Consider the following 25,865-nt stretch of genomic DNA (forward strand, 5'->3'; position numbering starts at 1 on the left):
TCTAAGTACCCTTTAACCCGATTACCATGCATCTGACAAATCCAAAGCAGAAACTGAGCGCCTGGTTTGTAAAGGCTCTCTTCTTGCTCGTAGTGGTCGCTTCGTTTTCATCCTGCAAGGAGGACAACGAAAACCCTTATTATGTAACACCAGAGCAGGTCGAAGCCCAGAAAAAACTGGATGAGCAGACGATCAGAAAGTACTTCCGGGCTAACAATGTGGACACGACCAAAGTAGTGCGCCTGAACAGCGGCCTTTACATCCTGACCAAAAAAGCCGGAGAAGGCAATGTAATCAAGGCTGGCCAGTATGCTGAGGTAAATTATGTGGGCCGCAACGTGAGCAATGATGTTTTTGACAGCTCTTTCAGAGCCGGAAAACCATTTTCGGTACTGGTAGGTGCCGGTCAGGTGATTAAAGGCTGGGACGAGGGACTTCAGCAGATGCGCAAGGGAGAGGAAGCCAACCTGTATATCCCTTCCTACCTGGGGTACGGCATGTACGGCAGCGGTAACATCCCGCCAAACTCGGTGCTGATCTTCGAAATAGACGTACTGAATGTACGCTAGCAACTAATTGATACAAGCAAAAAAGGCGGTGCACATGCACCGCCTTTTTTGTTTATCAGCTCAGTACTTCTGACAGGATCGCCAGCGATTTTATTTCGCCCAGCCGCTCGACGTGGAGCTGGTAGTAGCGGATCAGGATAGAAAGCATTTCGCGGCGCACCTTGCCATTAGGTACAGCCGCTTGCTCCGGCGTGTGCAGCAGTTGGTCAAAAAGCTGTTCGTAAGCCTGCAAAGCCAGCACGGGCGGAGCATCGGTGAGGGACTGCGCATTGGGCGAGAAAGCGACCTGCTCTACTATTTCCGTTCCGCTGCTCGGCCCGAAGCCCAGATGGTGGCTCAGGTGCAGCAAAAAAACCAGGTGGAAGTTTTCAAAATGGTCCTGTAATTCGTCGAACTCGATGATGGCGTTGAACAGGAAATGAAACAGCGTCGGGTTCTCCTCCTCTTCCTTCACAGTGCGCGACACCATCTCCGAGAGAAACAGAAGGATGCTGCTCTTGCGGATATCGAAAGGGATGGTCGCAAACGGGTAGGCACTTTTATATTCGGAGATACGGGTAAGACCTCCTTTGTGCGAGGTATAGACCACCATATCGAGCAGGGTGAAAGGTTGGAACAGGGCAATGCGGGAGCCGGTGCCTTTTTTACGCACGCTGTTCACAATGTACGACTGCACGCCCAATTGCTCGGTGTATACCTTAGCAATGATCGACGACTCGCGAAACTTGATGTAATTGAGTACGATGCCTCTTGTCTTGACTAACATTTACTCCAGTACGGCTATTTGAGTGATACAGATTTGGCCAGACATGGGGTCTGCCTCGTGCTACAGGTACAGAGATATCGTACAGCCAAAACAACAGCTCCTACAGGTGTAGGCAACCGCATCAGCCAAGGTATAGCTTCCCAATTATTTGTTCTGCTTTCTTAATCCTTCCTGAAAACAGTGGCGGCAGCGGGCTTCGTACGATTCGGTTTCGCCCAGCAGCACCTGTTGCTCAGATGGGGAGTTCCGGAAGGAGTAAGTCGCGATATCGCCGCACTGCACACAGATGGCATGCACTTTGGTAACGTACTCTGCCACGGCCATCAGGGCCGGCATCGGCCCGAAAGGCTTGCCCAGGTAGTCCATGTCAAGGCCGGCGGCGATTACGCGCACACCGCTGTTGGCCAGTTTCACGCATACCTCAGCCAGGCCGTCGTCAAAGAACTGCGCCTCATCTATACCTACCACATCGCAGCTACCGCCCAAGAGTAGCATGTCCTGCGCAAAGTCTATCGGTGTGGATCTTATGGCATTGGCGTTGTGCGACACCACGTCCTCGTCGTGATAGCGTTTGTCGATGGTCGGCTTAAAGATCTCCACCTTCTGCTTGGCAATCTTGGCTCTGTTCAGTCTTCGGATCAGCTCCTCTGTCTTCCCCGAAAACATCGATCCGCAGATCACCTCTATCCACCCTCTTCTTATTGCGTGGTTATCATTCCCAACGCGCGGTTCTATAAACATCTACTATTCTGTAATGGCTGGCTAAATTGTTTAATTGTTGATTGCCAATTGTTGGTTGTTAATTGTTGATTGTTATTTGTCTGAATCAGGATTCACAGGATCAAAGAGGGCCCCTACCCCCACGGATTCACAGGATTACCTTTCCACTATGAGATTACTGATTAAATGAATTCTGAAAATTATAAAATCCTTTAAATCCTTGGGGTAGGGGCCCTATATAAAGATTCAGACAGTATCACTGGTGTACGATTATGACAGGCCGCAACCTGCCCCCACAAGCACACGCCAATGCTGCGTAGCACCACGACGTTACGGTGTAACGTCGCTACATTTCAACTTTCTCCCTTTCTAACTTTCTACCTTTCTTAACTATACTTCATATGCGGGAGCATGGTCTGCCGAGGCACGCGGCCTTGCGCATCTCCGCTCACCAATGTACACTGGCAGGTCAGTCTTTCGTTAGTCTGTAGGCGGCCTCTGCTCCGGTAGCGCTCCTCGCTCTCGGTGAGCGGCCCAAAGTGCTCCAAACCCTCTTGCACGATAATGCGGCAGGTGGTGCAGCGGCCCTTGGCTCCGCAGGCGTGCATCCAGTCTATGCCGGCGGCTTGCAGGGCCTGTAGCAGCGTTTGCCCGGATGCTACTTCTACCTGCCGATCGAACAGATTTTGCACCGTTAAGTTTGGCATATTATTTATTAACTTTACGAAAGAAAGGTATACCAATGGAAGACAAATATAATCAATTAAGGCTTGAACGTTACAGCAAAGAACTGGCAAATGTGCTTTGCGACCGCCACTTTGCTGCACACGACACCATCAACGGACCCCAACTAATTGGCTTCACGCCCATTAAACAGGTTAACCTGTTTGTGATAAAAGAGCTGTTGCTGAAGTGGCATCACGAAATGGCCAACCTGCGCAGCCCTTATTTTGACTATGAGCATGAAGAGGTGAAAGAGGCGCTGCTCAACTTCATGAACGTGCTTTCGCGCAAGATCCTCATCAAGCGCGATGCATTTGAACCGCTGCTCCAGAAGGCCATCCTCGACACATTTCTGCTCAAACTGGCTCCTGTGGCTACGTTCGAGGAGAAGTTTCTGCGCATTCAGGAAGACATAACCCTGCCCAAACTGCAGGAAAATCTTAAGTACATCGAACTGGACAAGCCCCTGTTCGCTGGCTTTGTAGGCACGCTCTCCCCTTCTAACCGCGACCGCGACTACATCCTGAGCAGGTTTAAGCTATACCTGAACGCCAACCGCGAAAACATTGCACCGCTTGCTGAGGTATTAACGGCCTTTAACAGCCTGCTGCCTGTTACCGAGGAAGAAATCAGACAAGAACAGATTTCGCCTTTGGCCGCTTATGCCGCCTCGATCGGTAAACCTACGCCTGCTGCCCCTATTGAGGAGAAGGACGTGGTAGCGCCCATACACATGGCGCAGCGCGAAGCCTCTATACCTGCAGCAGCACCCATTCCGGCCCCGGTAGCAGCTGCCCCAAGGCCAGCCACTATCGCAGAAAACAACCTGAACGAGCGCTTCAAGGCGGAGCGCCCTACCATGAACGAGAAGTTCAGCAAGCCGGCAGCCTCCTCTATTGGCGAATCATTGGGCAACACCAAGATAGAGTCGCTTAAAAACTCTATTTCAATTAACCAGCGCTTCAGCTTCATAAACGAGCTGTTTGACGGCGACAACATGACCTATTACAACACGATTCAGCAGCTGGACCAGTTCAGAACACCGAACGAGGCCACGCACTTTGTGACCAACGACCTGGCCCGCCGGTATGACTGGAGCAAAAAGCAGGACAGCGTGAACAAGCTGCTTCGCCTGATCGAGCGCAAATTCGCCTAGCCGCAGGCCGGCAAGCACAGTAGATAAAAGACCTCTCCCGCGGGAGCAGGTCTTTTTTTTCGCCTATCGGCTTTAGCCTCAAACCACTACCCCGGATCAAATTTTACCAAAGCAAAATAATTCAATACAGGGATGCCTTCAGGCGTTGCAAATACGGATTCGAAACATTATTTATGCATTTTCTTTGGGCAGCAAGCGAGGTGCGGCGTTGCTTTTGACGCTGTTTCCGGGAAAGAAAACTTTAACTTTATGCAACACCCAAAGAACAACCGTGCGTACTAACAATTCAAAATAACCTTATTATCAGCCATGAGAGACGATTTCGATTACGATGACGACTTAGATTACAGCTTCGATGATGAAGAGGAGGATGATGACTTCGGGATGACCTTCGAAGAGGACCTGTACCTGATGATACGGGAGAAGCTCCGCGATACCATACAAGAGTTTAAGGGCGAGCACCCTAGCCTGAAGAAGCTGGAGACGCACGTAAGTAGTTTTAAAGTGAATGCCAAGAACACAGACGACTCAAAGTTCTACCCATTGGCTGCTAAATTGCTGCTCGAACACATAAAACCCCTTACACAAGACTCTGAAGAGATTTTGGAAATTTACGAGAATATGCAGACCGACATCGGCCGCTTCAAAAACCAGCGCGCACATGGCCATGAAGGAGAGTTTTACCTGACTGCCTAAAAATAATTCGGCATCATCTATAAGAAAAAGCCACTCTGTTCGTTCAGGGTGGCTTTTTCTATATATAAATATAAATTATTTATAATATTTATGCCTGTTTCACCAAAAGGGCAAACTTTTTGCAAGCTAATTCACAATCAAATATACTTGATTATCGTAGGTATAGTACCCTTCACCCTGTTTTATAATAATACCGATACAGAGTCGATTGACTTCGTATAAGAATTAATATTTATTTATCTTTGTGCCGGACTTGCATGCAACCTTTTGGTGCTTCCGGGAATCCTGGATATAGTTAACACCAATTATTAGCTGTGATACACTCGCTACGACTCAATACGAAGATAAACAAACTTAATACTCCATCAGGAATGGCAGTAACACGACTTCTTGGTGGTGAAAGGCACCTTATCCAAACAGTGGATAAGAAATTGACCCTTACAACGCACCGCGTTATACTACGTCAGAAAAACTGGCTCATCAAGAGCTACCAGTCTGTGATGCTCGAGGATATCACCTCGTGGCAGATCAAGGCAACGGGCAAACCCCTTTACCTCGCTTTCAGCGTTGTTTCAGCCTTCTTCGTTTATTTCAACGATGTTTTTGCTTTACTCAGCGGCTTTTTCCTGATGCTATACCTGATGACGCGGCAGCACCGCATCCACATCGAGGCGCCCCACACTACCATGATCCTACCGATAGTGGATGTGGAGGAAAACAGACTCAGTAGCATGATAGAGTTGGTGCGGCAGGCCAAGCGCGAACGTATGGAAACGCTGAAGCAAGAAGCAGGCACTTCCCTTGTATTTGAGACAGAACATAAAAAGAGCGCCTAGGCGCTCTTTTCTTTTAAATCCTTTTCGCGGGGCTCAACTGGTGCCAATTAATTGCGCCCGTCTCTCAGAATTGCTATATTTAGGGCCTTTAAATGCCATTGAGCCATGCCAGCAGAAGAATTAGTGTATCAGGAACAGGTGAAAGACCACCAGCAGAAAATCAAACAGGTCTTTCAGGAAGTGGGGAAAGTCGTAGTGGGGCAGTCCTACATGGTCAATCGCCTGCTGATCGGTCTGTTTACGGGTGGCCACATACTGCTGGAAGGCGTACCCGGCCTGGCCAAAACGCTTACCATCAACTCGCTGGCCCGTGCCCTGCGCCTCGACTTCCAGCGCATCCAGTTCACGCCTGATTTACTGCCCGCCGACCTCATTGGCACCATGATCTACAATCAGAATGCGTCCCAGTTTGAGGTAAAGAAAGGACCTATTTTCGCGAATCTCATCCTGGCCGACGAAGTGAACCGCTCCCCCGCCAAAGTGCAGTCGGCGCTGCTGGAGGCCATGCAGGAAAAGCAGGTAACCATCGGCGAGACCACTTATAAGCTCGATCTTCCGTTTCTTGTTTTAGCTACCCAAAACCCGGTGGAGCATGAAGGTACCTACCCACTGCCTGAGGCGCAGGTAGACCGCTTCATGATGAAAGTATATATCGACTATCCGAAGAAAGCCGACGAACTGGAGATTATGCGCCGCATGGCTAACATGGCCTTCAACGACACCGTGAACAAGGTGCTTTCCAAGGAAGACATCTTCGCCATCAGGAGCGAGATCAACCAGGTGCAGATATCGGAGACGCTGGAGAAGTATATTATTGAGTTGGTTTTTGCGACCCGCCGGCCTGCCGAGTATGACCTCAACGAGTTTGCCGACTACATCCAGTTTGGCGTGTCGCCGCGTGCCAGCATCGCCCTGAACCGTGCCGCCAAAGCTATTGCCTATTTCGATGAGCGCGATTATGTGCTACCCGAAGACATCAAAGAAGTAGCGCACGATGTGATGAACCACCGCATCATCCTGAACTACGAAGCTGAGGCAGACGGCATCCGCACCAAAGACTTCATCGAGGCCATTCTGCGTAAGGTGCCGATCAGCTAATATAATCACATGGCACATCGAACGGGCAATGGCGCCGCATTACACCAGATGCGGCGCCATTGCCCGTTTTTATGCCTTATTATAACTACCGCTTTCTTATAGCCGTACCTTAAACTCCCAGAACTACTGGTACAGCCACAGGCTTTTTCTATATCATCATGAAGGTATAAGTTATGTTAAAAGGTTTATTCAGATTTTGGCTGCTGAGCAAATTGTTTGGCGGGAGAGGCAGCGCCGGTGACGGAAGAGGCCGGGGTGGATGTGGCGGCATTGGTTGCCTGGGCATTATTGTGCTGGCCGTGCTGGCTTACTTTCTGTTTCAGTACCTGGGCGGAGACGGCAGTGCTGCGACCGATTTTTAAGGTATAGCTCTTTGAGGACAAAAGATGACTTGACAATGGACAAAAGATGCTGTTGCGCAAGGTTGCCAGAAATAACTAACTGGAGGCAGACCGTACGCTTCTTTCCAACTGACTAGGTCATTCCTGCTTTCTGCTACAATCTTTGGTGCATTCCCATAAAGTCCTTTGTCAACAAACCCTTAGGTATAGGCATAACTAAAAAGACCCGCTCTTACGAGGCGGGTCTTTGTGCGTGATGTGGGAGACTAAGCCACACCACTATTGATTGCTGCAATTGATCTCACCCATAATGCGCAATCAGTTTCTTATGAAGGCAGGATTGATGCAACAAAACTATACACGCTATATTAGCTTTAGATTATTGTAAGGTTACTATATTGTTAAAACTCACGAAAATCCCACAGCACTCGCCGCCATCACCGGGTCCTCGCCATGCCTGCAAACGCCTGACCAACACACAGAAACTTATATTAACTGTATGTCAACAACTTACAGACAAATATTAATCTTTATTAATACAAACTTAACTCCCCATTAATATTGGGGTAATATAACCCTTCTACTTTTGTCGCATCAATCAGACTACAATTACAATGCGACAGAATCTCACCACAGTTCTATTTTTCCTGTTATCCGCTTTCCTTTCCGTGCATGCGCAGACGGGTAGTATACAGGGGGCCATCAAAGACGCTAAAAACGGCGAAGAGCTGATCGGCGCCATCATCAAGGTGCAGGGAACGGGGCTGGGTGCTCCGTCGGATGCATTCGGTAAGTTCCGGATCGACAACGTGAAAGAGGGAACTTATACCTTAGAAGTGAACAGCCTGTCCTACACCCCGAAAACGATTGCCAATGTAACCGTATCGGCAGGCAAAACAACCACCCTGGATGTGGCGCTGGAGCAAAGCACATCTCAGCTGTCGGAGGTGACGATCACAGCAAAGGGAAACAGGGAAACAGAGCAGATCCTACTCCTGGATCAGAAAAAGGCGGTTATCGCCACGCAGGCCATTGGCGCGCAGGAGCTCTCCCGCAAAGGCGTCAGCAATGCCGAGGGTGCCGTAGCCAAGATCTCAGGCGTCTCGAAACGCGACGGCGTGAAGAACGTGTTTGTCCGTGGCCTGGGTGACCGTTACAACACCACTACCCTGAATGGTTTTGCTATACCTTCCGAAGACCCGGAATTCAAGAACATCTCTCTCGACTTCTTCACGAGCGATATCATCCAGTCGGTCGATGTGAACAAGACCTTTTCATCATCCATGAACGGCGATGTAGGGGGGGCGTTGATTAACATCAATTCCAAAGAACTGATGGATGACAATGCCTTTCAAATTGGAATCTCAACCGGCATAAACAGCCAGGTGCCAGGCAGTGATTTTTACCTCCCCGGAGGGCTGAACAGCTTGGGCTATGCCACTTCCTCCAACGGTCCGATAGATCTGAATAGCCGACCAGAGGATGTCTCCCGCTATACCTCTAACCACTCCTTCAACACCTCGCTCAACCCGGTTCAGAAAAACCCGCTGCTCAACGGCGGTCTTTCGATAGCGGGCGGCAGCCAGTTCCTGGGCAAGCATCGCTTTTATGTGATGGGCTCTATGGATAACAAATACCATTACCAGGAGGGCGTCAGCCGATTGATCACGGCCACCAACCCTGAGAACCCTTTCAAAGACTTCGACTACAAACAGTCTACCCGTAGCGCTTCCCACATGCTGGGGGGTAACCTGGAGTTTAACCTCAACAACAGCCAACTGCGCTTTAACTCCCTATACCTGCATACAGCCACGGCTGCCGCCTATAACTTCTATGGCAAAGAAACCGAGCTGTTCCAGAAAGCGGACGAATTTAACTCGGAAGGCCACACCCGTCGCCTGCAGGTCAACGACAACACCGCTTTCATTAACCAGCTAATCTGGAACGGCGACCTGTCGGATAGAATAAAGTTTAACGTGGGTGCTGCCGTAAACCGCGTTATTGGCCAGGAGCCTGACCGCCGCACCATTATGCTTCCTTCAGTGGGAGATGGCAGGGTAGAATTAGGTATAGGAGAAGGAAGAATCCAGCGCTTCAACTATAAAATAACGGAAACCGCCCTCCTTCCCAAAGCCAACCTGCAATACGCGCTCTCGACAGACCCCGACAAACTGTCTTATGTTGAAGTAGGCTACGACGGCAGAATCAGCGGGAAAGACTTCTCGGCTCCCATTTATAACTACATCTGGGATGTTAGCCAAGGCCCTGCTCCTGTTTTCCCGCTGAGCGACATCAACCTGGACCCTTACCTAAACCAGGAAGGGTTGACTAGCGGCCGCTTCTTGCTGGAGCAAAACCTGGACGTTTACGACGTGAAAAGGATGAACCACGGTGCCTATGTAGACATGGTGCACAAGGCCGGAAACAAGCTTACCTTAAATACAGGCCTGAGAGCAGATGATGTGTATATGAAGATAAACTATAACGTGAACCGCGGCGCAAACCAGGGCTCTAACGTGATGGACAAATTCTTCTTATCGCCCAGCTTTAACGCCAAATACGAGCTCGACGACAAAAACCACCTGAGAACAGGCATGAGCCGCACCTATACCCTGCCACAGGACAAGGAGCTATCGCCCTTTATCTACCAGGGCATCTTCGGAAAAGAAAACGGTAACCCGAACCTGAAGCCTTCTACCAACTACAACTTCGACCTGAAGTGGGACTTTTACCCATCCACAGAGGAGCAGATATCGGTGAATGCATTTTACAAGCACATTCAGAATCCGATTGCGCGGGTAGACCAGGGCAACTCAGCAGGCCTGGCCACATACGACAACGTGTCGGACCATGCCGTGGCAGCAGGTGTAGAGGTAGAGGTTAGAAAGTCGCTGATGAACTTTGCAGAGAAACACCGTTTGAACGCCGGCCTGAACGCGTCCTACATTCACACGAGAATAGAAGATCTTCCTAGCTTCTTTGCACAGAACACCTCTTCTACTCTGGAGGGCGCTGCCCCCTACGTACTGAACGCGGACCTGACCTATAACCTGGTAACCAGCAGAAATACAAGCCTGACATCGGCCGTAGTGTTAAACTACCTAAGCGATAAGGTACACACCATCGGTACGCGCGGTTACACTAACCTGATTGAGAAAGGCATCACCACACTGGACTTTATCACAACGCTGGGCCTCAACGACCACCTCAAATTCAACATAAAGGCGAAAAACCTGCTGAACCCGGCCTACAGGCTGACCAGAGAAGGCGCCGGCTCCGACACCAAGGCCCAGAGCGTAACGATCGGCAGCTACAAAAGGGGCGCTCAATTCGACTTCGGGGTAACCTACCAGTTTTAACAATTAGTTAATATTTCGTTCACATTCAGTTGATCTCTCAACCTTAATATTGTATAAACAATCAAAGAAAATGAAAAAGACAATCCTTTACCTATTGATGATCCCATTCGGGTTATTCTCGTGCAAAGACGACGAAACGACAACGCCAAGCCCTACAGTGAGCAGCGAACTGAGCGGTGACATCTCCACTGATGTAACACTTGATCCAAAAATCGAATATAAATTAACCGGCTCGCTGCTGGTAGTGAACGGTGGTAAGCTCAGAATACCGGCTGGCACGGTTATCAAGGCTGAGAAAGGCTTTAACAAGTATATCCTGGTGGAGCAGGGCGGCCAGATCTTCGTGAACGGCACAGCCGACAAACCAGTTCGAATCACATCGGGAGCGGCTACTCCTAGCCAGGGCGACTGGGGCGGTTTGATCATCAACGGCAAGGCTAAACTTTCCGGCCCGGCAGGCAAAGTAACCACCAGCACCACAGAAGTAAACCCGGCCGTTATCTATGGCGGCGACAATAACAACGACAACTCTGGCTCTATCGAATACCTGATACTGGAGTATACCGGCGCGAAATCATCAGCAGACATCGAGCACAATGGCCTGACCCTGAACGGTGTGGGAAGCGGTACCAAGATCGAGAACGTTTACATCCCATACGGTGCTGACGATGCCGTTGAATTCTTCGGCGGCTCTGTAAACGTAAAGAACCTGCTGGTGGTAGACTCGGACGACGATATGTTTGACGTGACGCAGGGCTGGACCGGCACACTGGACAACGCTTACGGTGTTTGGAAGGCCGGCTACACCAGTACGGAGTCAGACCCTAGAGGCGCTGAGTTGGACGGCAACCTGGACGGCAATACTCCAGGCGACGTGAACCAGTCTGACTTCTTCTTCAAGAACATCACCATTGTAAACGAGTCTACTTTCGAAATGCAGGATGCCGTGAAAGTACGCAGAGGCGCTAAGGCCAACATTACAAACCTGCTGGTGAAAGGCGGTTCTGTAACGGACGTGATCGACATGACAGATGGCAAGGGCAATGGCCATGCCGGAACTGTGATTGAGTATAAAAACGACGGCATGGTGGTTAAAGGCCAGGAAGTTAAAAACCCTGACAACGCCAACATCAAATCTAACGCCGCTATCACAGGTGCCAACACCTCCGCATTCGGCTGGACTGGTTATAAGTTCTAATTGACGCTGAACACACAACAATTGAAATACGCAGGGGTGGACTAGACTACCTCTCATAAAAAAGGAGCCCGGGCAGCAAGTCCGGGCTCCTTTTTTGGTGCCATACCTGTCTTTGTTCCCTGGAGCCCCAATAACTAAACAAACAACTTAACATTAACTTAACACTGGCATAACAACCGGGTAATATTAGTACCTGACCTTTGTGGCGTCGAAAATGAAAGCAACACAAAATCAGCTGATTAGTGTCTTTCAGGTCCGACACTGCCCCCTTGAAGCGAGTAGACTCCGCCGAAAGAACAGACTGGGGTAGATAGTAAACCATACTCACCCAAACCATGAAGTTACCAACAGTAATGCGGGCTATCCTGATGGCAGGATTAGTCACTGGCTTTTTGATTCCGGAAGAAGCAAAGGCACAAGTCGCAGACTCCACAGCACAGGCCGCCTCAGTGGTGGTGCAACAGCCCGCCCCTGCCACAGTGCAGGAAGCCCCCAAAAAAAAGGCTTGGTACGATAAGATCTCGCTTCGCGGCTATGCGCAGGTACGTTACAACCGCCTCCTCGAGACAAACCCCAACCTCAAGTGCGACCAGTGCGACAAATCTATTGGAGAGGGTGGTGGTGTATTCCTGCGTCGCGGGCGTCTGATCTTTAGCGGCGATGTAAGCGATCGTCTCTCCATTTACATTCAGCCCGACTTCGCCTCCTCGGCCTCATCCAACGCCTTGCATTTCTTCCAGCTTCGCGATGCCTACTTTGATGTGTCGCTCGACAAGGCCAAGGTATACCGCTTCCGTGTGGGTCAGAGTAAGATCCCGTACGGTTTCGAGAACCTGCAGTCGAGCAGCAACCGCCTGGCGCTGGACCGGAACGACGGCTTAAACAGTGCCATTGCCAACGAGCGCGACCTGGGTATTTTCTTTTACTGGACTCCAGAGGTGATTCAGGAGCGCTTTAAGATGCTGACAGACGCGGGCTTGAAGGGAACAGGCAATTATGGTGTATTTGGCATCGGTATTTACAACGGCCAGACGGCCAACAAACCGGAGGCCAACAACACGCAGCACATCGTGACCCGTTTTTCGTACCCTTTGCTAGTGGGAAGCAAGCAAATTATTGAGCCCGGCATACAGGCTTATAAAGGCAGGTATGTGGTTACGCCAGACCAGGTATCGTCGGGGGTAGGTATAGCCGAGAAGTACCTAAAGGAGGGATTTGACGACGAACGCATCGCCGCTTCGTTGGTCGTGTACCCGCAGCCTTTCGGTTTTCAGGCCGAGTACAACGTGGGCCGTGGTCCGGAGTTTAACCCGGAAAATAACGCCATTGAAGTGAAAAACCTGCATGGCGGCTATGCGCAGGCCATGTACCGCAAAGAAGTTGGCTCGCAGGTGCTTATACCTTTTGTGAAGGTGCAGCACTACGAAGGTGGTAAGAAACACGAGCGCGATGCCCCCGGCTACAGCGTATATGAAACCGAAATCGGCGTGGAGTGGCTGGTGCACAAAAGCGTGGAGCTTACAGCTGACTACAGCATCGGCGACCGCACCATCCGAAACGCCCAGAACTTCGACAACCGCCAGCACGGTAGCCGCCTAAGGCTGCAGGCCCAGTTTAATTTTTAAGCAGTGACTATACCTGAAAGAGCCGCTTTCTCATGTGAGATAGCGGCTCTTTCATTTAAATAGGGTAAGGAAGAACCGTCTCACTATACCTTTCCTACCCTCGCTTTCGCATCAAACCTTAATTCTTAACATAACCGTAATATGACCATAACTTTCAGGTAATACTAAAGCGGTTGTTTTGTGGCGAGATTCAAAGCGAGGCAATGGACTGACTACCCAAACCTTTCTAACTGAATCTCTTTAAAGAAAATGCTTGCCATTAGCTTAATTCTCACCTTAACTAATACAGCAAATTGAACCAAAAACTCACCGGCGTATGCCTGGCTTTCCTTTTTGCCTGCCTCTTCGCTTTCAACACACACGCACAAACAACCAACAACACCACTTTCGGCAAAGGACTACGCTTCGTAGCAGCCGACTCCTCTTTCAGCATGCAGCTCGGCACCCGATTTCAGCTACTTTACCAGGGAGGTCATGATCCTAACACCAAGAACTGGGAAGACCGCTTTCTGATTCGCCGTGCCCGCCTTAAATTCGACGGCTTCGCTTTCTCCCCAAGACTGGTGTACAAGATTGAGCTCGGCCTGAGTAACAGCGACATCGGCAGCGACGTACCCGACGTGACCAACAACGCCGACAACATTATTCTCGACGCCGTAGCCAAGTGGGCCCTTACCCCCAACCTGCACCTATGGGTGGGACAGGCCAAACTGCCGGGCAACCGCGAGCGCGTCATCTCTTCGCAGAAGCTCCAGTTTGTGGACCGCAGTCTGCTCAACTCCCGCTTCAACCTCGACCGCGATGCCGGCCTGCAGTTGCACCACGAGCATAAGGTAGGTCAGGTGGTACTCCGGGAAATAGGATCGCTCTCGATGGGTGAAGGCCGCGATATCACGGTAAACAACTCGGGTGGCTACGACTATACGGGTCGCTTCGAGATACTGCCTTTGGGTGACTTTAAGGGCGGTGGTGATTATGTGGGCAGCGACATCGAGCGCGAACAAACGCCTAAGCTGTCGCTCGCCGCCTCTTACGACTTCAATGCCAATGCCGCCCGCGAGCAGGCACAACTCGGCGACTTTCTGAGCGAGACCCGCGACCTGCGCACCTGGTTTGTGGATGCCATGTTCAAGTACCGTGGTTTCTCGGCCATGGGCGAATACGCTAACCGCAAAGCCCCTGATGGCCCAGTAGTGCTGCGCGACGAACGCGGGGGCGTGGAGGAAACCTTTGTGACAGGCAGTGCGCTGAACCTGCAGGCTGGCTACCTCCTCCCAAGCAACTGGGAAGTGGCCGGACGCTATACCGACTACACCCCAACAACCGAAACACGTTTGCGAGCTCAGGACCAGTATACCTTGGGTATTTCAAAATACATTGTGGGGCATTCGCTCAAAGTGCAGAGCGACGTGACGCTGATACAGGAGGCTGGCCGCGACGACCGCACACAGTTCCGCTTGCAAATGGAATTGGCGCTATAAAGCAACTACCTGAATAACAAAACAGTATAGCCGCTTAATAACTCAAACCAAACACACTCATCTTATAAACTCAAACCCAGAATCCTATGCTAAACCTTAGCTTTTCTAAATTTAAACTGAGCGCCGCCCTGCTACTTAGTGCCTCGTTGGCCTTCACGTCATGCGGAGGCAATAGCGGCCAGGAGGCTGGCAGTGACCTATCAGGTGCCATCCAGATAGACGGTTCTTCCACCGTATACCCTGTAACAGAGGCTGTGGCCGAAGAGTACCGTGCCGAGGCTCCCAATGTGAAAGTAACCGTGGGCGTGTCAGGTACAGGCGGTGGCATGAAGAAATTCACCCGTGGCGAAATCGACATCGTGAACGCATCGCGCTCCATGAACGAGGCAGAAGCCCAGACGGCAAGCGAAAATGGTATTTCGTATGTGCAGCTTTCGGTGGCCTACGACGGCCTGACAGTGGTGGTGCACCCTTCAAACGACTGGGCCAAGGACATTACCGTAGCTGAACTGAAAAAGCTGTGGGAGCCCGAAGCGCAAGGCAAAATCATGCGCTGGAACCAGATTCGCCCGGAGTGGCCTGACCAGGAGATACACCTTTACGGTGCAGGCGTAGAGTCCGGCACGTACGACTACTTTACGGAAGCCATTGTGGGCAAGAGCCACTCGAGCCGCGGTGACTACACGGCCAGCGAAGACGACAATGTACTGGTGCAGGGTGTTTCAACAGATCCACTGGCCCTCGGCTTTTTTGGCTACGCCTACTATGAAGAAAACAAAAGCAAGCTTAAGGCTATACCTGTAGACAATGGCTCAGGCGGCGTGCTGCCATCGTTGGAAACCGTGAAAGACGGTTCATACGCTCCGCTTTCGCGCCCATTGTTCCTATACATCAGCTCAAAGGCCATTGCAAAGCCTGAGATCGTGGACTTTGTAAACTTCTACCTCGAAAACGCAGGCGAACTGTCGCAGGAAGTGGGTTACATCGCCCTGCCCGACAATGTGTACAAAGAGCAGCAACAGAAGTTCGACGAGTTTGCCAAAAGTGGCGCAACAGCCAATCAACAGTAATACACTGAAATAACCAGCGCAGGTATGGCCTTTGGGAACAAAAGCTATACCTGCGCTTCAATCCATAACACCTTGAGAGTACAGGAGAAAATAATAGAAGGCTTGCTGTGGCTGTCAGCCGCCATCACCATACTGATCACAGTCAGTATCATTTGGGTGTTGCTGTCGGAGTCGGTCAAGTTTTTTGGCGAAGTGTCTATACTGCGCTTCCTGACAGAGAAGGAATGGACGCCGCTTTTTGCTGACAAGAAGTTTGGCATTCTGCCGCTTGTGGCGGGCACCTTTCTCACCACAGCCATTGCCATCGCGGTGGCGCTGCCAATCGGGCTCACCATCGCCATCTACCTGAACGAGTACGCCCACGCCCGTTTCAAAACCTTTGTTAAACCGCTGCTCGAAGTGCTGGCCACTATCCCTACGGTAGTCTATGGCTTCTTCGCCCTTACGGTGGTCACGCCGTTTCTGCAGTCCTTTATACCTGGGTTGGCGGGTTTCAACGCCCTGTCGGCTGGTATCGTCATGGGCATTATGATCATCCCGATGATCTCGTCGCTGAGCGAAGACGCCATCAGTGCCGTGCCCCGCTCCCTGCGCGAAGCCGCCTACGGCATGGGCTCCACCCGACTGCAGACCGCTTTTGGGGTGATGGTGCCCGCCGCTTCGTCAGGTATACTGGTGTCAGTGATTCTGGCAATATCGAGAGCTGTGGGCGAGACCATGATCGTAGCCATTGCCGCAGGTCAGCAGCCACGCCTCACACTCAACCCGCTGGTACCGATCGAGACGATTACCACTTACATCGTGCAGGTGAGTCTGGGCGATGTGCCGCACGGCTCGCTGGAGTACCGCACCATTTTCGCAGCAGGTATGACGCTGTTCTTGTTCACGTTCCTGCTGAACAACCTCAGCTTCTGGATTAAAAAGAAATATCAGGAAAAGTATGACTAACTCCGAGAAAAACCGCCTTAAAGACAAGGCCTTTCAGGTGTTTGGCGTCTTCTGTACGCTAATTGGCCTGGTGGTGCTGGCCATCTTCCTGATCGACATCGTAATTGAGGGCATTGGCCGCATTGACTGGGACTTCCTCACCAGTCTGCCATCGCGCCGCGCTGCCAGTGCCGGTATACTCACAGCCTGGGCCGGCACCCTCTGGATTTTGGTGCTGTCTGCCGTTATCGCTTTCCCGCTAGGTATAGCCGCTGGCGTATACCTGGAGGAATATGCCAAAAAGACGAAACTCTCGAACTTCCTGGAGATTAACATTGCTAACCTGGCGGGTGTGCCGTCTATTATTTATGGTTTGCTGGGCCTGGAGCTGTTCGTGCGCATGATGAACCTGGGCGGTGTTTTACTGGCTGGTGCCCTGACGCTCTCCCTTTTGATTCTACCCATCGTGATTGTTACCACCCGTGAGTCCATCAAGGCTGTTCCGCGCACCATCCGCGACGGCTCATTTGCGCTGGGTGCTTCCAAGTGGCAAACCGTATGGCACCAGGTGTTGCCTGCCTCTTTTGGCGGCATCCTCACCGGGGTGATTCTGGCACTCTCCAGGGCAGTGGGCGAAGCCGCTCCGCTGATCGTGATCGGGGCGCTGGCCTATGTGCCGTTTGTTCCTAAATCGCCCATGGATGAATTTACGGTGCTGCCGATTCAGATTTTCAATTGGACCTCGCGTCCGCAGGCGGCCTTTTTGACCAATGCGGCGGCGGCCATCATTATCTTGTTACTGATCACCTTCTTGCTCAACGGCATTGCGGTATACCTGCGCCACCGGCAGCAAAAGAAAATAAAATGGTAAGTTTTCACCCATGACTAAAAAACACAGCAAGTTAGAAGCCATTAACCTCGACGCCTACTATGGCGACTTTCATGCACTCAAAGGCATTAACATCGCCATGGAGGAAAAGGCCGTAACCGCCTTTATCGGTCCCTCGGGTTGTGGCAAGTCCACGTTTCTGCGCACGCTTAACCGTATGAACGACTACATTGACGGCTTTAGGATAGAAGGCCAGGTACTGCTGGACGGCCGTGACATTTACGCCGCTGACGTGCGGGTGGACGAACTGCGCAAGGAAGTGGGCATGGTGTTCCAGAAACCCAACCCTTTTCCGAAGAGCATTTTCGAGAATGTGGTGTACGGCCTAAAGATCCAGGGTATAAAAGACAAAAATGTGCTGCAGGAGGCTTGTGAGAAATCGCTGCAGCATGCTGCTCTCTGGAACGAGGTGAAGGACAAGCTCGACAAGTCGGCCCTGGCACTTTCGGGTGGTCAGCAGCAGCGCCTGTGCATTGCCCGTGCCCTGGCCATACAGCCGTCTGTCATTCTGATGGATGAGCCTGCCTCAGCCCTCGACCCCATTTCGACAGCAAAGATTGAGGACTTGATCCACGAACTGAAGAAGGATTACACCATTGTAATAGTGACGCACAACATGCAGCAGGCCGGCCGTGTCAGCGACCACACCGCCTTTTTTTACATGGGCGAACTGGTGGAATATTCCAAAACCAAGACCATGTTCACCAGTCCAAAAGACACCCGCACGCAGAACTACATCACAGGCCGCTTCGGTTAACAGTTGCTTACCGCCGTTTCACGTATAGAAATTTAGTCTCACTCAAAATAACGACTTACGAATGCTACATATTGATGAAGAACTTAACCGGCTGCGGGAAAAACTGCTGGAGATGTGGGACTTGGTGGACCACCAGCTCAACAGCGGACGCGAAGCTGTTATGAACGCTGACCATGAACTGGCTGACCGCATTATCAAGCTCGAGCGCAAGGTTAACAACTACGATATCAAAATCGACCGGATGTGCGAGAATTTCCTCGCCCTGTACACCCCTGTAGCAGTAGACCTGCGGGCTGTACTCGCCCTGCTCAAGATAAACACGAACCTTGAGCGAATTGGCGATACGGCTGAGAGCATGGCCCACTTCGTAAAAAAACTCGACCGCCCTTTTACCCCGGAACTAGTAGAGCTCACCAATATGATGGTGATGTATGACCAGGCGCTGGCCATGTTCCGCGACTGCCGCGTTGCTTTAGTACAAGATGATCCAAAGCTCGCCAAGGAGGTCATTAAGCTCGACAAGGCCCTCAACAAAATTTACCGCAAGTCAGACAGGGTTATCACTAAGTACCTGCAAGCCAACTCTGACCAAATACCTGAAGCATTAGCCATCTTCTCTATCATCAAAAAGCTGGAGCGTGCAGGCGACCAGGTAACCAACATGGCTGAAGAAATTATCTTTTACCGGGAGGCAAAGGTGGTGAAGCACAAAAGAAAGAAGAAAAAGAAGGACGATTAAGTTGCTGATGGCTGAATTACTGGTTTGTTTGGAGTAGACTCAGCAGGTATAGCTATTTCACGGGCGCAGGCACAGAACCCTGCGCTTTTTTTATGCTGTAGCTCTCCAGTTCCGGGTATTAAAACCGGAAGTTGTGGGCAGGCGAAACCCATACCTGCCAGCTGTCCACCAGCAGAGCTCCAGTCATACCTCATTCCGTCTCCTACGCAGCCAGTCAGGCCCTTTACCCGGTTTCAGGATCTGGCATATATCTAAGCCCCGATCGCGGCTGTCGCCACTTTAGCAATTATACAATTTGTGTCGTACCTTTGCGCAAAATTACAAAGGTGCTGTTCAAAGAAGTCATATACCTCATGCAGAAGGATTTTCTGCTGGAGTGGCGGCAGAAGTATGCGTTCAATGGCATGCTGCTCTACGTCAGTAGCACGGTGTTCGTCTGCTACCTCAGCTTCGGGCTCCGCTCGAATGCGCTGCAAGTGCCCGTCTGGAACGCCCTGTTCTGGATCATCCTGCTCTTTACGTCGGTGAACGCGATCGCCAAGAGCTTTATGCAGGAGAACCGCGGCCGGCTGCTTTACTTCTACTCCATCGTGAGTCCGCAGGGGATCATCCTGGCCAAGATTCTCTACAACGCCTGCCTGATGCTGGTGCTGGCCTTGCTGTGCTTTGGCTTTTACGCGTTTGTGCTGGGCAACCCAGTTGAGGATATCCCGATGTTTTTGCTCAGCATTTTGCTCGGGGCCATCGGCTTTTCCACATCGCTCACCATGATTTCAGGTATAGCCTCCAAGGCAGCCAACAGCAGCACGCTGATGGCAGTGCTTAGCTTTCCGGTGATCGTGCCGATGCTGCTGATGCTGATCAAAATGTCGAAAAACGCCATGGACGGACTGGAGCGTTCAGCCAGCCTCGACGAACTACTCACTTTGCTTGCCATAAACATGATCGTTGTCACTGTTTCTTATATTTTGTTCCCGTACCTTTGGCGTTCGTAAGGTATGCCATTAAGAAACAAGGTATAGCCGAAGCGAGACAAGGTATAAGTAACTGAACCAACGAAAATTAAAACAGACCGTTCCAGCGCAGGTTGGTGACAATTTGAGCGGCAGAACTGTTAGAGATAAAAAAGGATAAAGTGGAAAACGGCGCAGGCTGGCTTCCATCATTAAGAAGAGAAGACGGAACAATGAAGAAGAATTGGTGGAAAATACTGACCGTGTTGCTGCTGGTGTTTACTGTGGTGGTGGGTATGTTGTCGGATGTTCCCCGACTGGCCATCCTGAATGAGACGATCCGAAACCTTTACTTTCACGTACCGATGTGGTTTGGCATGATCCTGATCCTACTGGTATCGGTGGTGTACTCGATCAAATACCTGCGCAAACCGAGCATTAAAAATGACATCATTGCGCACGAAGCCGCTAAGGTGGGCATCCTTTTCGGCGTTTTAGGCATTGTGACAGGTATGGAGTGGGCCAAATTTACGTGGGGCGAATACTGGAGTAACGACCCGAAACAGAACGGCGCGGCTATTGGCCTGCTTATCTACTTTGCCTACCTGGTGCTGCGCAGCTCTTTTGCCGAGCAGCAGCAGCGCGCGCGCATCAGCGCCGTGTACAACATCTTCGCCTTTGCGGCCCTAATCCCACTGCTGTTCATCCTGCCCCGCCTCACCGACTCGCTTCACCCGGGCAACGGCGGTAACCCCGGCTTTAACGCCTACGACCTCGACAGCAGCCTACGCATGGTGTTTTACCCGGCCGTGCTGGGCTGGACGCTGTTGGGCGTGTGGATCATAAACGTGAAATCAAGACTCGAATTACTGAGACAACGCATATATGAAAATGTTTAGAATACTGGCCATTTGCCTCTTCATGCTGGGTATGCTGCTCACTTTTGAGCCGGCTATGGCCCAGGATCAGATGGTGGAGTTCTCATCGGCTCCGCAGCAAAACATCGAGATGGCCGACGCACTGCGCCAGGATGGCAAAATCTACGTGGTGGTAGCCGTGCTGCTCACGGTGTTGGCGGGTGTGCTGTTCTACCTCATTGCCATCGATCGAAAGGTAGGCCGACTGGAAAAACAGTTGAAAGACGAATATGTGAACCGCTAAAGGCCACGGGCTCTAGCAGTATTTAAGGCAGCCGGCCTTTTATACCTAACGCGCAACGGCCACTACGGGATTATTTGCGTAGAAATGCTCATTTATTATGTATAAATACTTAAAAGATGAGCATCACCCTTAATCCCCGACTATACGTTTCGCTGAGCCCACTGGACCATGTAAAGCCGCACCCGATAAACGACGGTCGTTTTGACCCTGCCTATGCCTACAAAGTGCTGGGCGTGTACAATGCCAGCGAGACATCGGAGTGTTTCTTTATACTAAGCAACACCCACGGCGAAATGTGGTTTATTTCGCAGCGCCACCTGCGCACCCACAAGCTACTGGACTCCGATGAGTTTTTTGTGGCACTGGAGTCACAGCACAACGGTTTGGCGGATGAAACTAAAGTACTGCCCATTGCAAGCAGCGGCACCCACTGACAGGTATAAGACCGATGGTGTGTGAAGCTCGTTTTAGGGCAAAAAATGATAAATATCCCTATCCGCGATGGATTTATAACTTCCCCGCGCGTGTTAGGCTATCAGAAAAGGAGAATCTATACTTCAGATAAAGATGAAAAAGTCACACATCATCGGCATTATCGTTATTGCACTGGCCATTGGCATCATTATGACCACAGCCGGCGACGCAAGTACCTATGTTTCATTTGGCGACGCCATTGAGCTGGCCAAAGACGGCAACACGACCAAAGTACACGTAGTGGGCCGCCTCAAAAAAGACGATCAGGGTCACATCGTGGGTATGCAGTACGATCCATTGAGAGACCCAAACTACTTTGCCTTTACCTTGGTAGACACCAACCGCTTCGAGCAGCGCGTAGTCTACTTCAATCCCAAGCCACAGGACTTTGAACGTTCCGAACAGGTTGTGATCACGGGCAACATGCAAAATGAAGTATTCGTGGCCGACAAGATTCTTCTTAAGTGTCCGTCCAAGTACACAGAGACCGAAATCCAGACCAACACCGCAGGAATATAAATCCAGTTAGAAGTTAAAAGTGAAGAGTCTTTTATACCTCTTCCACTTTCTAACTTTTGAACTTTCTAACTTTCTAACTTATCAAGATGATTAATACGCTAATTGGAGACTTTGGCCACGCGAGTGTGATTGTGGCTTTTGTAGCGGCCATTGTAGCCTCCTATGCTTATTTTATGGCCTCGCGCCAGCAAACCGAAGAGAGCGGCGATACCAGCTGGCGCAAACTGGCACGCGTTGCCTTTTATGTGCATGCGATTGCAGTAGTGGCCATTATCTTCAGCCTTTTCAACATCATTTACGAGCACCGCTACGAGTATTACTATGCCTGGAGCCACTCGTCTAATCACCTGCCGGTGCACTACATGATCTCCTGTTTCTGGGAAGGTCAGGAAGGCTCGTTCCTGCTGTGGATGTTCTGGCACGTGGCCCTGGGCGTGGTGCTGATGAATGCGGGTAAGAAGAACAAGCAATGGGAAGCGCCTGTGATGGCCATCTTCTCTTTTGTGCAGATCTTCATCTCTTCCATGATTCTGGGCGTGGTGATCGGCGATTTCAAGTTGGGCTCCTCCCCTTTTATCCTCATGCGCGATTTTATGGCCGACGCCCCCGTGTTTGCCATGGATCCGAACTTTAGACCAGCCGACGGCACGGGCCTGAACCCACTGTTGCAGAACTACTGGATGGTGATTCACCCGCCGACCCTTTTCCTGGGTTACGCAGCGGCACTGGTTCCTTTTGCGTTCGCTATTGCCGGTCTCTGGAAGGGCAAATTCAGCGAGTGGATTCGTCCTGCGTTGCCTTGGTCTCACTTCGCGGCCGTAACGCTGGGTATCGGTATTATGATGGGAGCTTACTGGGCCTACGAAACGCTGAACTTCGGTGGTTACTGGAACTGGGACCCGGTAGAGAACGCCGTATACATTCCGTGGCTCGTGCTGGTAGGTGGTATCCATACCATGATCGCCTACCGCCGCAGCAAGCAAGGTCTGCGTGCTACGTTCATCCTGGTTATCACCTCGTTTGTCCTGATTCTGTACGCGACCTTCCTGACCCGAAGCGGTATCCTGGGTAATGCCTCCGTGCACTCTTTCACCGACTTAGGTTTGTCAGGTCAGCTATTCACCTACATGATGGCCTTCACGGTGCTAGCCATCGGTCTGTTGGTTTATAATTGGAAAAAGATCCCGACCACCGAGAAAGAGCTTTCGACTTACAGTGCTGAGTTCTGGGTATTCATTGGGGCTGCCGTGCTTTGCCTGGCTGCGTTCCAGGTACTCGTAACCACTTCTATCCCTGTGTACAATTCTTTCCTAGGCTTCTTTGGGATAGAGTCAAACGCGGCCCTGCCTGCCGATCAGGTGGAGCACTACACGAAGTTCCAATTATGGGCAGGTGTTGCCATCGCTATTCTGACAGGTATAGGCCAGCTGCTATGGTGGAAAAAGGCAAACAAGAAAAGCTTCAAGGATGCCATCACCATGCCACTCATGCTCACACTGCTATTCGCTAGTTTGGTGATCATTCTTTCCAACAAGTTCGATGTCTTCACTTTCCAACTCGACAACCCGGTCTACATCCTGCTGTTTGTGGTATCGCTGTTTGCAGTGTTTGCCAACTTCAGCATTATCCTTGGTTTGCTGCAGAAGAAAGTAACTTTGTCAGGTGGTGCCGTGGCCCACATAGGTATAGCTCTGATGTTGATTGGTATCCTGTTCTCTTCAGGTTACTCCAACATCATTTCGCAAAACAACTCAGGTCTGCTTTACTCACGGGAGTTCCCGGATGAAATTAACCGCGACAACGTGCTACTGTGGCGCAACACTCCAGTGCAGATGGACCGCTTTAAGGTAAGCTACCATGGGCAGTATCAGGAGGTAAAAGGTGTTCCAGGTTATGTAACCAAAGAGCTTCTTTATCAGACTGACGACATGTACAAGGCTATTGCCCGAGGTAAAATTCAGGTGAAGGATAAAGTATATTTCGAGACAGGCGACACGCTGGAACTGGTTTCGCCGGAGAACACCTACTACGAAGTGAGCTACGAGAGTGACAAGGAGAATTTCGTGCTATACCCAAGAGCACAGGTTAACCCAAATATGGGCCTCCTCGCCTCTCCCGACATCAAACACTTCCTTGGAAAAGACCTCTACACACACGTTTCTACAGTGCCAGATCCGAATGAAGAGAAGGATTGGGGCGAACTGCAAGAATACGAACTTTCTGCTGGCGACACCATTGTTATCAACGATTACATTGCAGTGTTCAACGGCATCGAGCAAATTGAGCAGGTTCCTGGTGTGCAGCTGGCCGAAGGCGACGTAGCAGTGCAGGCCGCCATGAAGATCATGGGTGAGCGCAAAAACTACCATGCCCACCCTGTGCTCATGATCAAAGACCAGATGATGGGCCGCGTGCCGGAAGTGATCGAAGACTTAGGTATACGCATTACCTTCCTCAACATCGATACAGAGAACCACCGCTTCAAGATCGGTGTAAACGTGACACAGAAGGATTACATCATCCTGAAAGCTATGGAGAAGCCTTTTGTAAATATCCTTTGGATCGGCACGATCATCATGTCCATCGGCTTTGTGATGGCCATCGTGCGTCGTAACAAAGAAGGTGGTTCTGGCGAAGGGAAAGCTCCGAAGGTGAAGGAGGAAAGAAAGGCGCAGGTAGCGTAAACTGTTGAATTGTATTAGATTTGTAAGGCAGGCCTTTGTAAAGGCCTGCCTTACTTGCTTTTAGTACTCTTAATAGTTGTCGAAAAGTGTATCAATTGGTTACCTTTAAGTGATACCATGGAAAATGGCAATAAACTATACCTTAAACCTGTTGGAGGTCTTTGCAACAGAATGCGTGCTATTGATTCTGCTGTTTTTTTGGCAGATCAATTTGGCAAGCGACTAGTTGTATTCTGGGGAAGGGATAGGTGGCTAAATTGTAGGTATGCTGATCTGTTTAGGCCATCTTACGGTTTTGATGTCATAGAAGAAAGGCAATGGCTAGGCAAGAAGTCACCTTTTCCTTATCTGCCTGGCTCCAAACCAACGAGCTTGGTTAAAAGTAGCCTCTACGCGTTGACTAAAGCCGCACTCCAAATCAACTCAGAGATATGGTATGAAGATATTGAGCATGCTGTGGCACAACTGGATAACGCCATTCAGCCTCAAAATATTAAAAAAATGGCGGATTATGACGCACAGTCGCTAAAGCACATAAAACCACTACTACAAACTCAAGACTCAAAAGGCAGTAGCTTTATATGCTCCGCCTGGAAATTATCTGCAGACCAAAGTTATGCCCAGCATTTTGTCCCTACTAATGCATTACTAAATCAAATAACAAGTCTAAGCAACCACTTTACGAACACAGTTGGCGTTCACATACGTCGCAGCGACCACACAGCCTCTATTAAGTATAGTACTTTAGAGAAATTCATCAAAGCAATGGATTTTGAAGCAAAGGAAAATAATGCGAACTTCTTTTTAGCAACAGATTGCAAAGAAACTGAGAATGAAATTCTTAAGCAGTTTCCAGGTAAAGTGACAACTTATCAGAAAGACAGTTTCAGCAGGAACACTGTTCAAGGTATACAAGGTGCTTTGATTGATTTGTATTGCCTTTCTAAAACAGATAAGATCTTAGGCTCTTATTACAGCTCATTCTCGCAGGTGGCCGCAGAACTTTCAGGTATAGAAGAGATTACAATTCATTAAGAGACACATGGCGTCCACTCTCATCAAATCACTAAAACGTAAACTAAACAGTGCATTCTACGTTTCTCTGCGACTATTTAATTACTACC

At 50.4% G+C, this 25,865-nt stretch carries 25 protein-coding genes; 22 read left to right on the plus strand and 3 right to left on the minus strand.

Translation table 11 applies throughout. The features are described from left to right. The first annotated feature begins 26 nt into the window (after positions 1-26). Positions 27-569, plus strand: a complete 543-nt coding sequence (locus BD749_RS09645) for an FKBP-type peptidyl-prolyl cis-trans isomerase (RefSeq protein WP_101444159.1) — start codon at positions 27-29, stop codon at positions 567-569. Positions 570-624: 55 nt separating this feature from the next. On the opposite strand, the gene recO is transcribed toward BD749_RS09645, so the two are convergent. The 3 genes from recO to BD749_RS09660 all read right to left on the minus strand — a co-directional run bounded on the left by recO (position 625) and on the right by BD749_RS09660 (position 2,762). Then, on the minus strand, positions 625-1,335 hold the full coding sequence (gene recO, locus BD749_RS09650; RefSeq protein WP_101444160.1) for a DNA repair protein RecO: 711 nt from the start codon (positions 1,333-1,335) through the stop codon (positions 625-627). A gap of 144 nt (positions 1,336-1,479) precedes the next feature. Next, positions 1,480-2,076 (minus strand): thymidine kinase, encoded by a 597-nt coding sequence (locus BD749_RS09655; protein ID WP_101444161.1) that lies wholly within the window; start codon positions 2,074-2,076, stop codon positions 1,480-1,482. A gap of 365 nt (positions 2,077-2,441) precedes the next feature. Continuing rightward, entirely contained in the window at positions 2,442-2,762 is a 321-nt protein-coding gene (locus BD749_RS09660; RefSeq protein ID WP_101444162.1) for a 2Fe-2S iron-sulfur cluster-binding protein, read from the minus strand. A gap of 35 nt (positions 2,763-2,797) precedes the next feature. Between BD749_RS09660 and BD749_RS09665 the strand changes: the two genes are divergently transcribed. The 21 genes from BD749_RS09665 (at position 2,798) to BD749_RS09765 (ending at position 25,776) form a co-directional block, all read left to right on the plus strand. Continuing rightward, on the plus strand, positions 2,798-3,934 hold the full coding sequence (locus tag BD749_RS09665) for a hypothetical protein (RefSeq protein ID WP_101444163.1): 1,137 nt from the start codon (positions 2,798-2,800) through the stop codon (positions 3,932-3,934). A gap of 309 nt (positions 3,935-4,243) precedes the next feature. Next, positions 4,244-4,630: a hypothetical protein gene (locus BD749_RS09670; RefSeq protein ID WP_101444164.1), complete on the plus strand. Its 387-nt coding sequence runs from the start codon at positions 4,244-4,246 to the stop codon at positions 4,628-4,630. A 371-nt stretch (positions 4,631-5,001) separates the two neighbouring features. Next, entirely contained in the window at positions 5,002-5,466 is a 465-nt protein-coding gene (locus BD749_RS09675) for a hypothetical protein (protein WP_101444165.1), read from the plus strand. A gap of 105 nt (positions 5,467-5,571) precedes the next feature. Next, on the plus strand, positions 5,572-6,564 hold the full coding sequence (locus tag BD749_RS09680) for an AAA family ATPase (protein WP_101444166.1): 993 nt from the start codon (positions 5,572-5,574) through the stop codon (positions 6,562-6,564). A 173-nt stretch (positions 6,565-6,737) separates the two neighbouring features. Then, positions 6,738-6,926, plus strand: a complete 189-nt coding sequence (locus BD749_RS09685; protein WP_101444167.1) for a hypothetical protein — start codon at positions 6,738-6,740, stop codon at positions 6,924-6,926. A gap of 593 nt (positions 6,927-7,519) precedes the next feature. After that, positions 7,520-10,264, plus strand: coding sequence for a TonB-dependent receptor (locus BD749_RS09690; protein WP_101444168.1), 2,745 nt, complete (start codon positions 7,520-7,522; stop codon positions 10,262-10,264). A gap of 70 nt (positions 10,265-10,334) precedes the next feature. Then, a complete protein-coding gene (locus BD749_RS09695; protein ID WP_180336366.1) occupies positions 10,335-11,462 on the plus strand; it encodes a hypothetical protein in 1,128 nt (375 codons plus the stop codon). 335 nt (positions 11,463-11,797) lie between these two features. Beyond that, entirely contained in the window at positions 11,798-13,087 is a 1,290-nt protein-coding gene (locus tag BD749_RS09700) for a porin (protein ID WP_101444169.1), read from the plus strand. A gap of 293 nt (positions 13,088-13,380) precedes the next feature. Continuing rightward, positions 13,381-14,568: a porin gene (locus tag BD749_RS09705; protein WP_180336367.1), complete on the plus strand. Its 1,188-nt coding sequence runs from the start codon at positions 13,381-13,383 to the stop codon at positions 14,566-14,568. 86 nt (positions 14,569-14,654) lie between these two features. After that, the gene (locus BD749_RS09710) at positions 14,655-15,638 is read left to right on the plus strand and encodes a PstS family phosphate ABC transporter substrate-binding protein (protein ID WP_101444170.1); all 984 of its coding nucleotides are present in this window, start codon (positions 14,655-14,657) and stop codon (positions 15,636-15,638) included. 24 nt (positions 15,639-15,662) lie between these two features. Further along, positions 15,663-16,586: a phosphate ABC transporter permease subunit PstC gene (gene pstC, locus BD749_RS09715; RefSeq protein WP_180336368.1), complete on the plus strand. Its 924-nt coding sequence runs from the start codon at positions 15,663-15,665 to the stop codon at positions 16,584-16,586. Next, on the plus strand, positions 16,579-17,436 hold the full coding sequence (gene pstA, locus BD749_RS09720; protein ID WP_101444171.1) for a phosphate ABC transporter permease PstA: 858 nt from the start codon (positions 16,579-16,581) through the stop codon (positions 17,434-17,436). The genes pstC and pstA overlap by 8 nt, the downstream gene beginning before the upstream one ends. Positions 17,437-17,446: 10 nt before the next feature. Beyond that, positions 17,447-18,211 (plus strand): phosphate ABC transporter ATP-binding protein PstB, encoded by a 765-nt coding sequence (gene pstB / locus BD749_RS09725; RefSeq protein WP_101444172.1) that lies wholly within the window; start codon positions 17,447-17,449, stop codon positions 18,209-18,211. Between the two features lie 61 nt (positions 18,212-18,272). Continuing rightward, entirely contained in the window at positions 18,273-18,950 is a 678-nt protein-coding gene (gene phoU, locus BD749_RS09730) for a phosphate signaling complex protein PhoU (RefSeq protein WP_101444173.1), read from the plus strand. Between the two features lie 353 nt (positions 18,951-19,303). Next, a complete protein-coding gene (locus tag BD749_RS09735; protein ID WP_101444724.1) occupies positions 19,304-19,945 on the plus strand; it encodes a heme exporter protein CcmB in 642 nt (213 codons plus the stop codon). A 191-nt stretch (positions 19,946-20,136) separates the two neighbouring features. Next, complete coding sequence (locus BD749_RS09740; protein ID WP_101444174.1) at positions 20,137-20,802, plus strand: cytochrome c biogenesis protein; 666 nt, start codon at positions 20,137-20,139, stop codon at positions 20,800-20,802. Further along, on the plus strand, positions 20,789-21,064 hold the full coding sequence (locus BD749_RS09745; RefSeq protein ID WP_245868987.1) for a CcmD family protein: 276 nt from the start codon (positions 20,789-20,791) through the stop codon (positions 21,062-21,064). Before BD749_RS09740 ends, BD749_RS09745 begins: the two co-directional genes overlap by 14 nt. Before the next feature lie 116 nt (positions 21,065-21,180). Further along, a complete protein-coding gene (locus BD749_RS09750) occupies positions 21,181-21,498 on the plus strand; it encodes a hypothetical protein (RefSeq protein WP_180336369.1) in 318 nt (105 codons plus the stop codon). A gap of 133 nt (positions 21,499-21,631) precedes the next feature. Beyond that, a complete protein-coding gene (locus BD749_RS09755) occupies positions 21,632-22,057 on the plus strand; it encodes a cytochrome c maturation protein CcmE domain-containing protein (protein ID WP_101444176.1) in 426 nt (141 codons plus the stop codon). Positions 22,058-22,143: 86 nt separating this feature from the next. Then, entirely contained in the window at positions 22,144-24,741 is a 2,598-nt protein-coding gene (gene ccsA, locus BD749_RS09760; RefSeq protein WP_101444177.1) for a cytochrome c biogenesis protein CcsA, read from the plus strand. A gap of 117 nt (positions 24,742-24,858) precedes the next feature. After that, complete coding sequence (locus BD749_RS09765) at positions 24,859-25,776, plus strand: O-fucosyltransferase family protein (protein WP_180336370.1); 918 nt, start codon at positions 24,859-24,861, stop codon at positions 25,774-25,776. The last annotated feature ends 89 nt before the right edge of the window (positions 25,777-25,865 follow it).

Source organism: Pontibacter ramchanderi (assembly GCF_002846395.1).
In the GTDB taxonomy this organism is placed as follows: Bacteria; Bacteroidota; Bacteroidia; order Cytophagales; family Hymenobacteraceae; genus Pontibacter; species Pontibacter ramchanderi.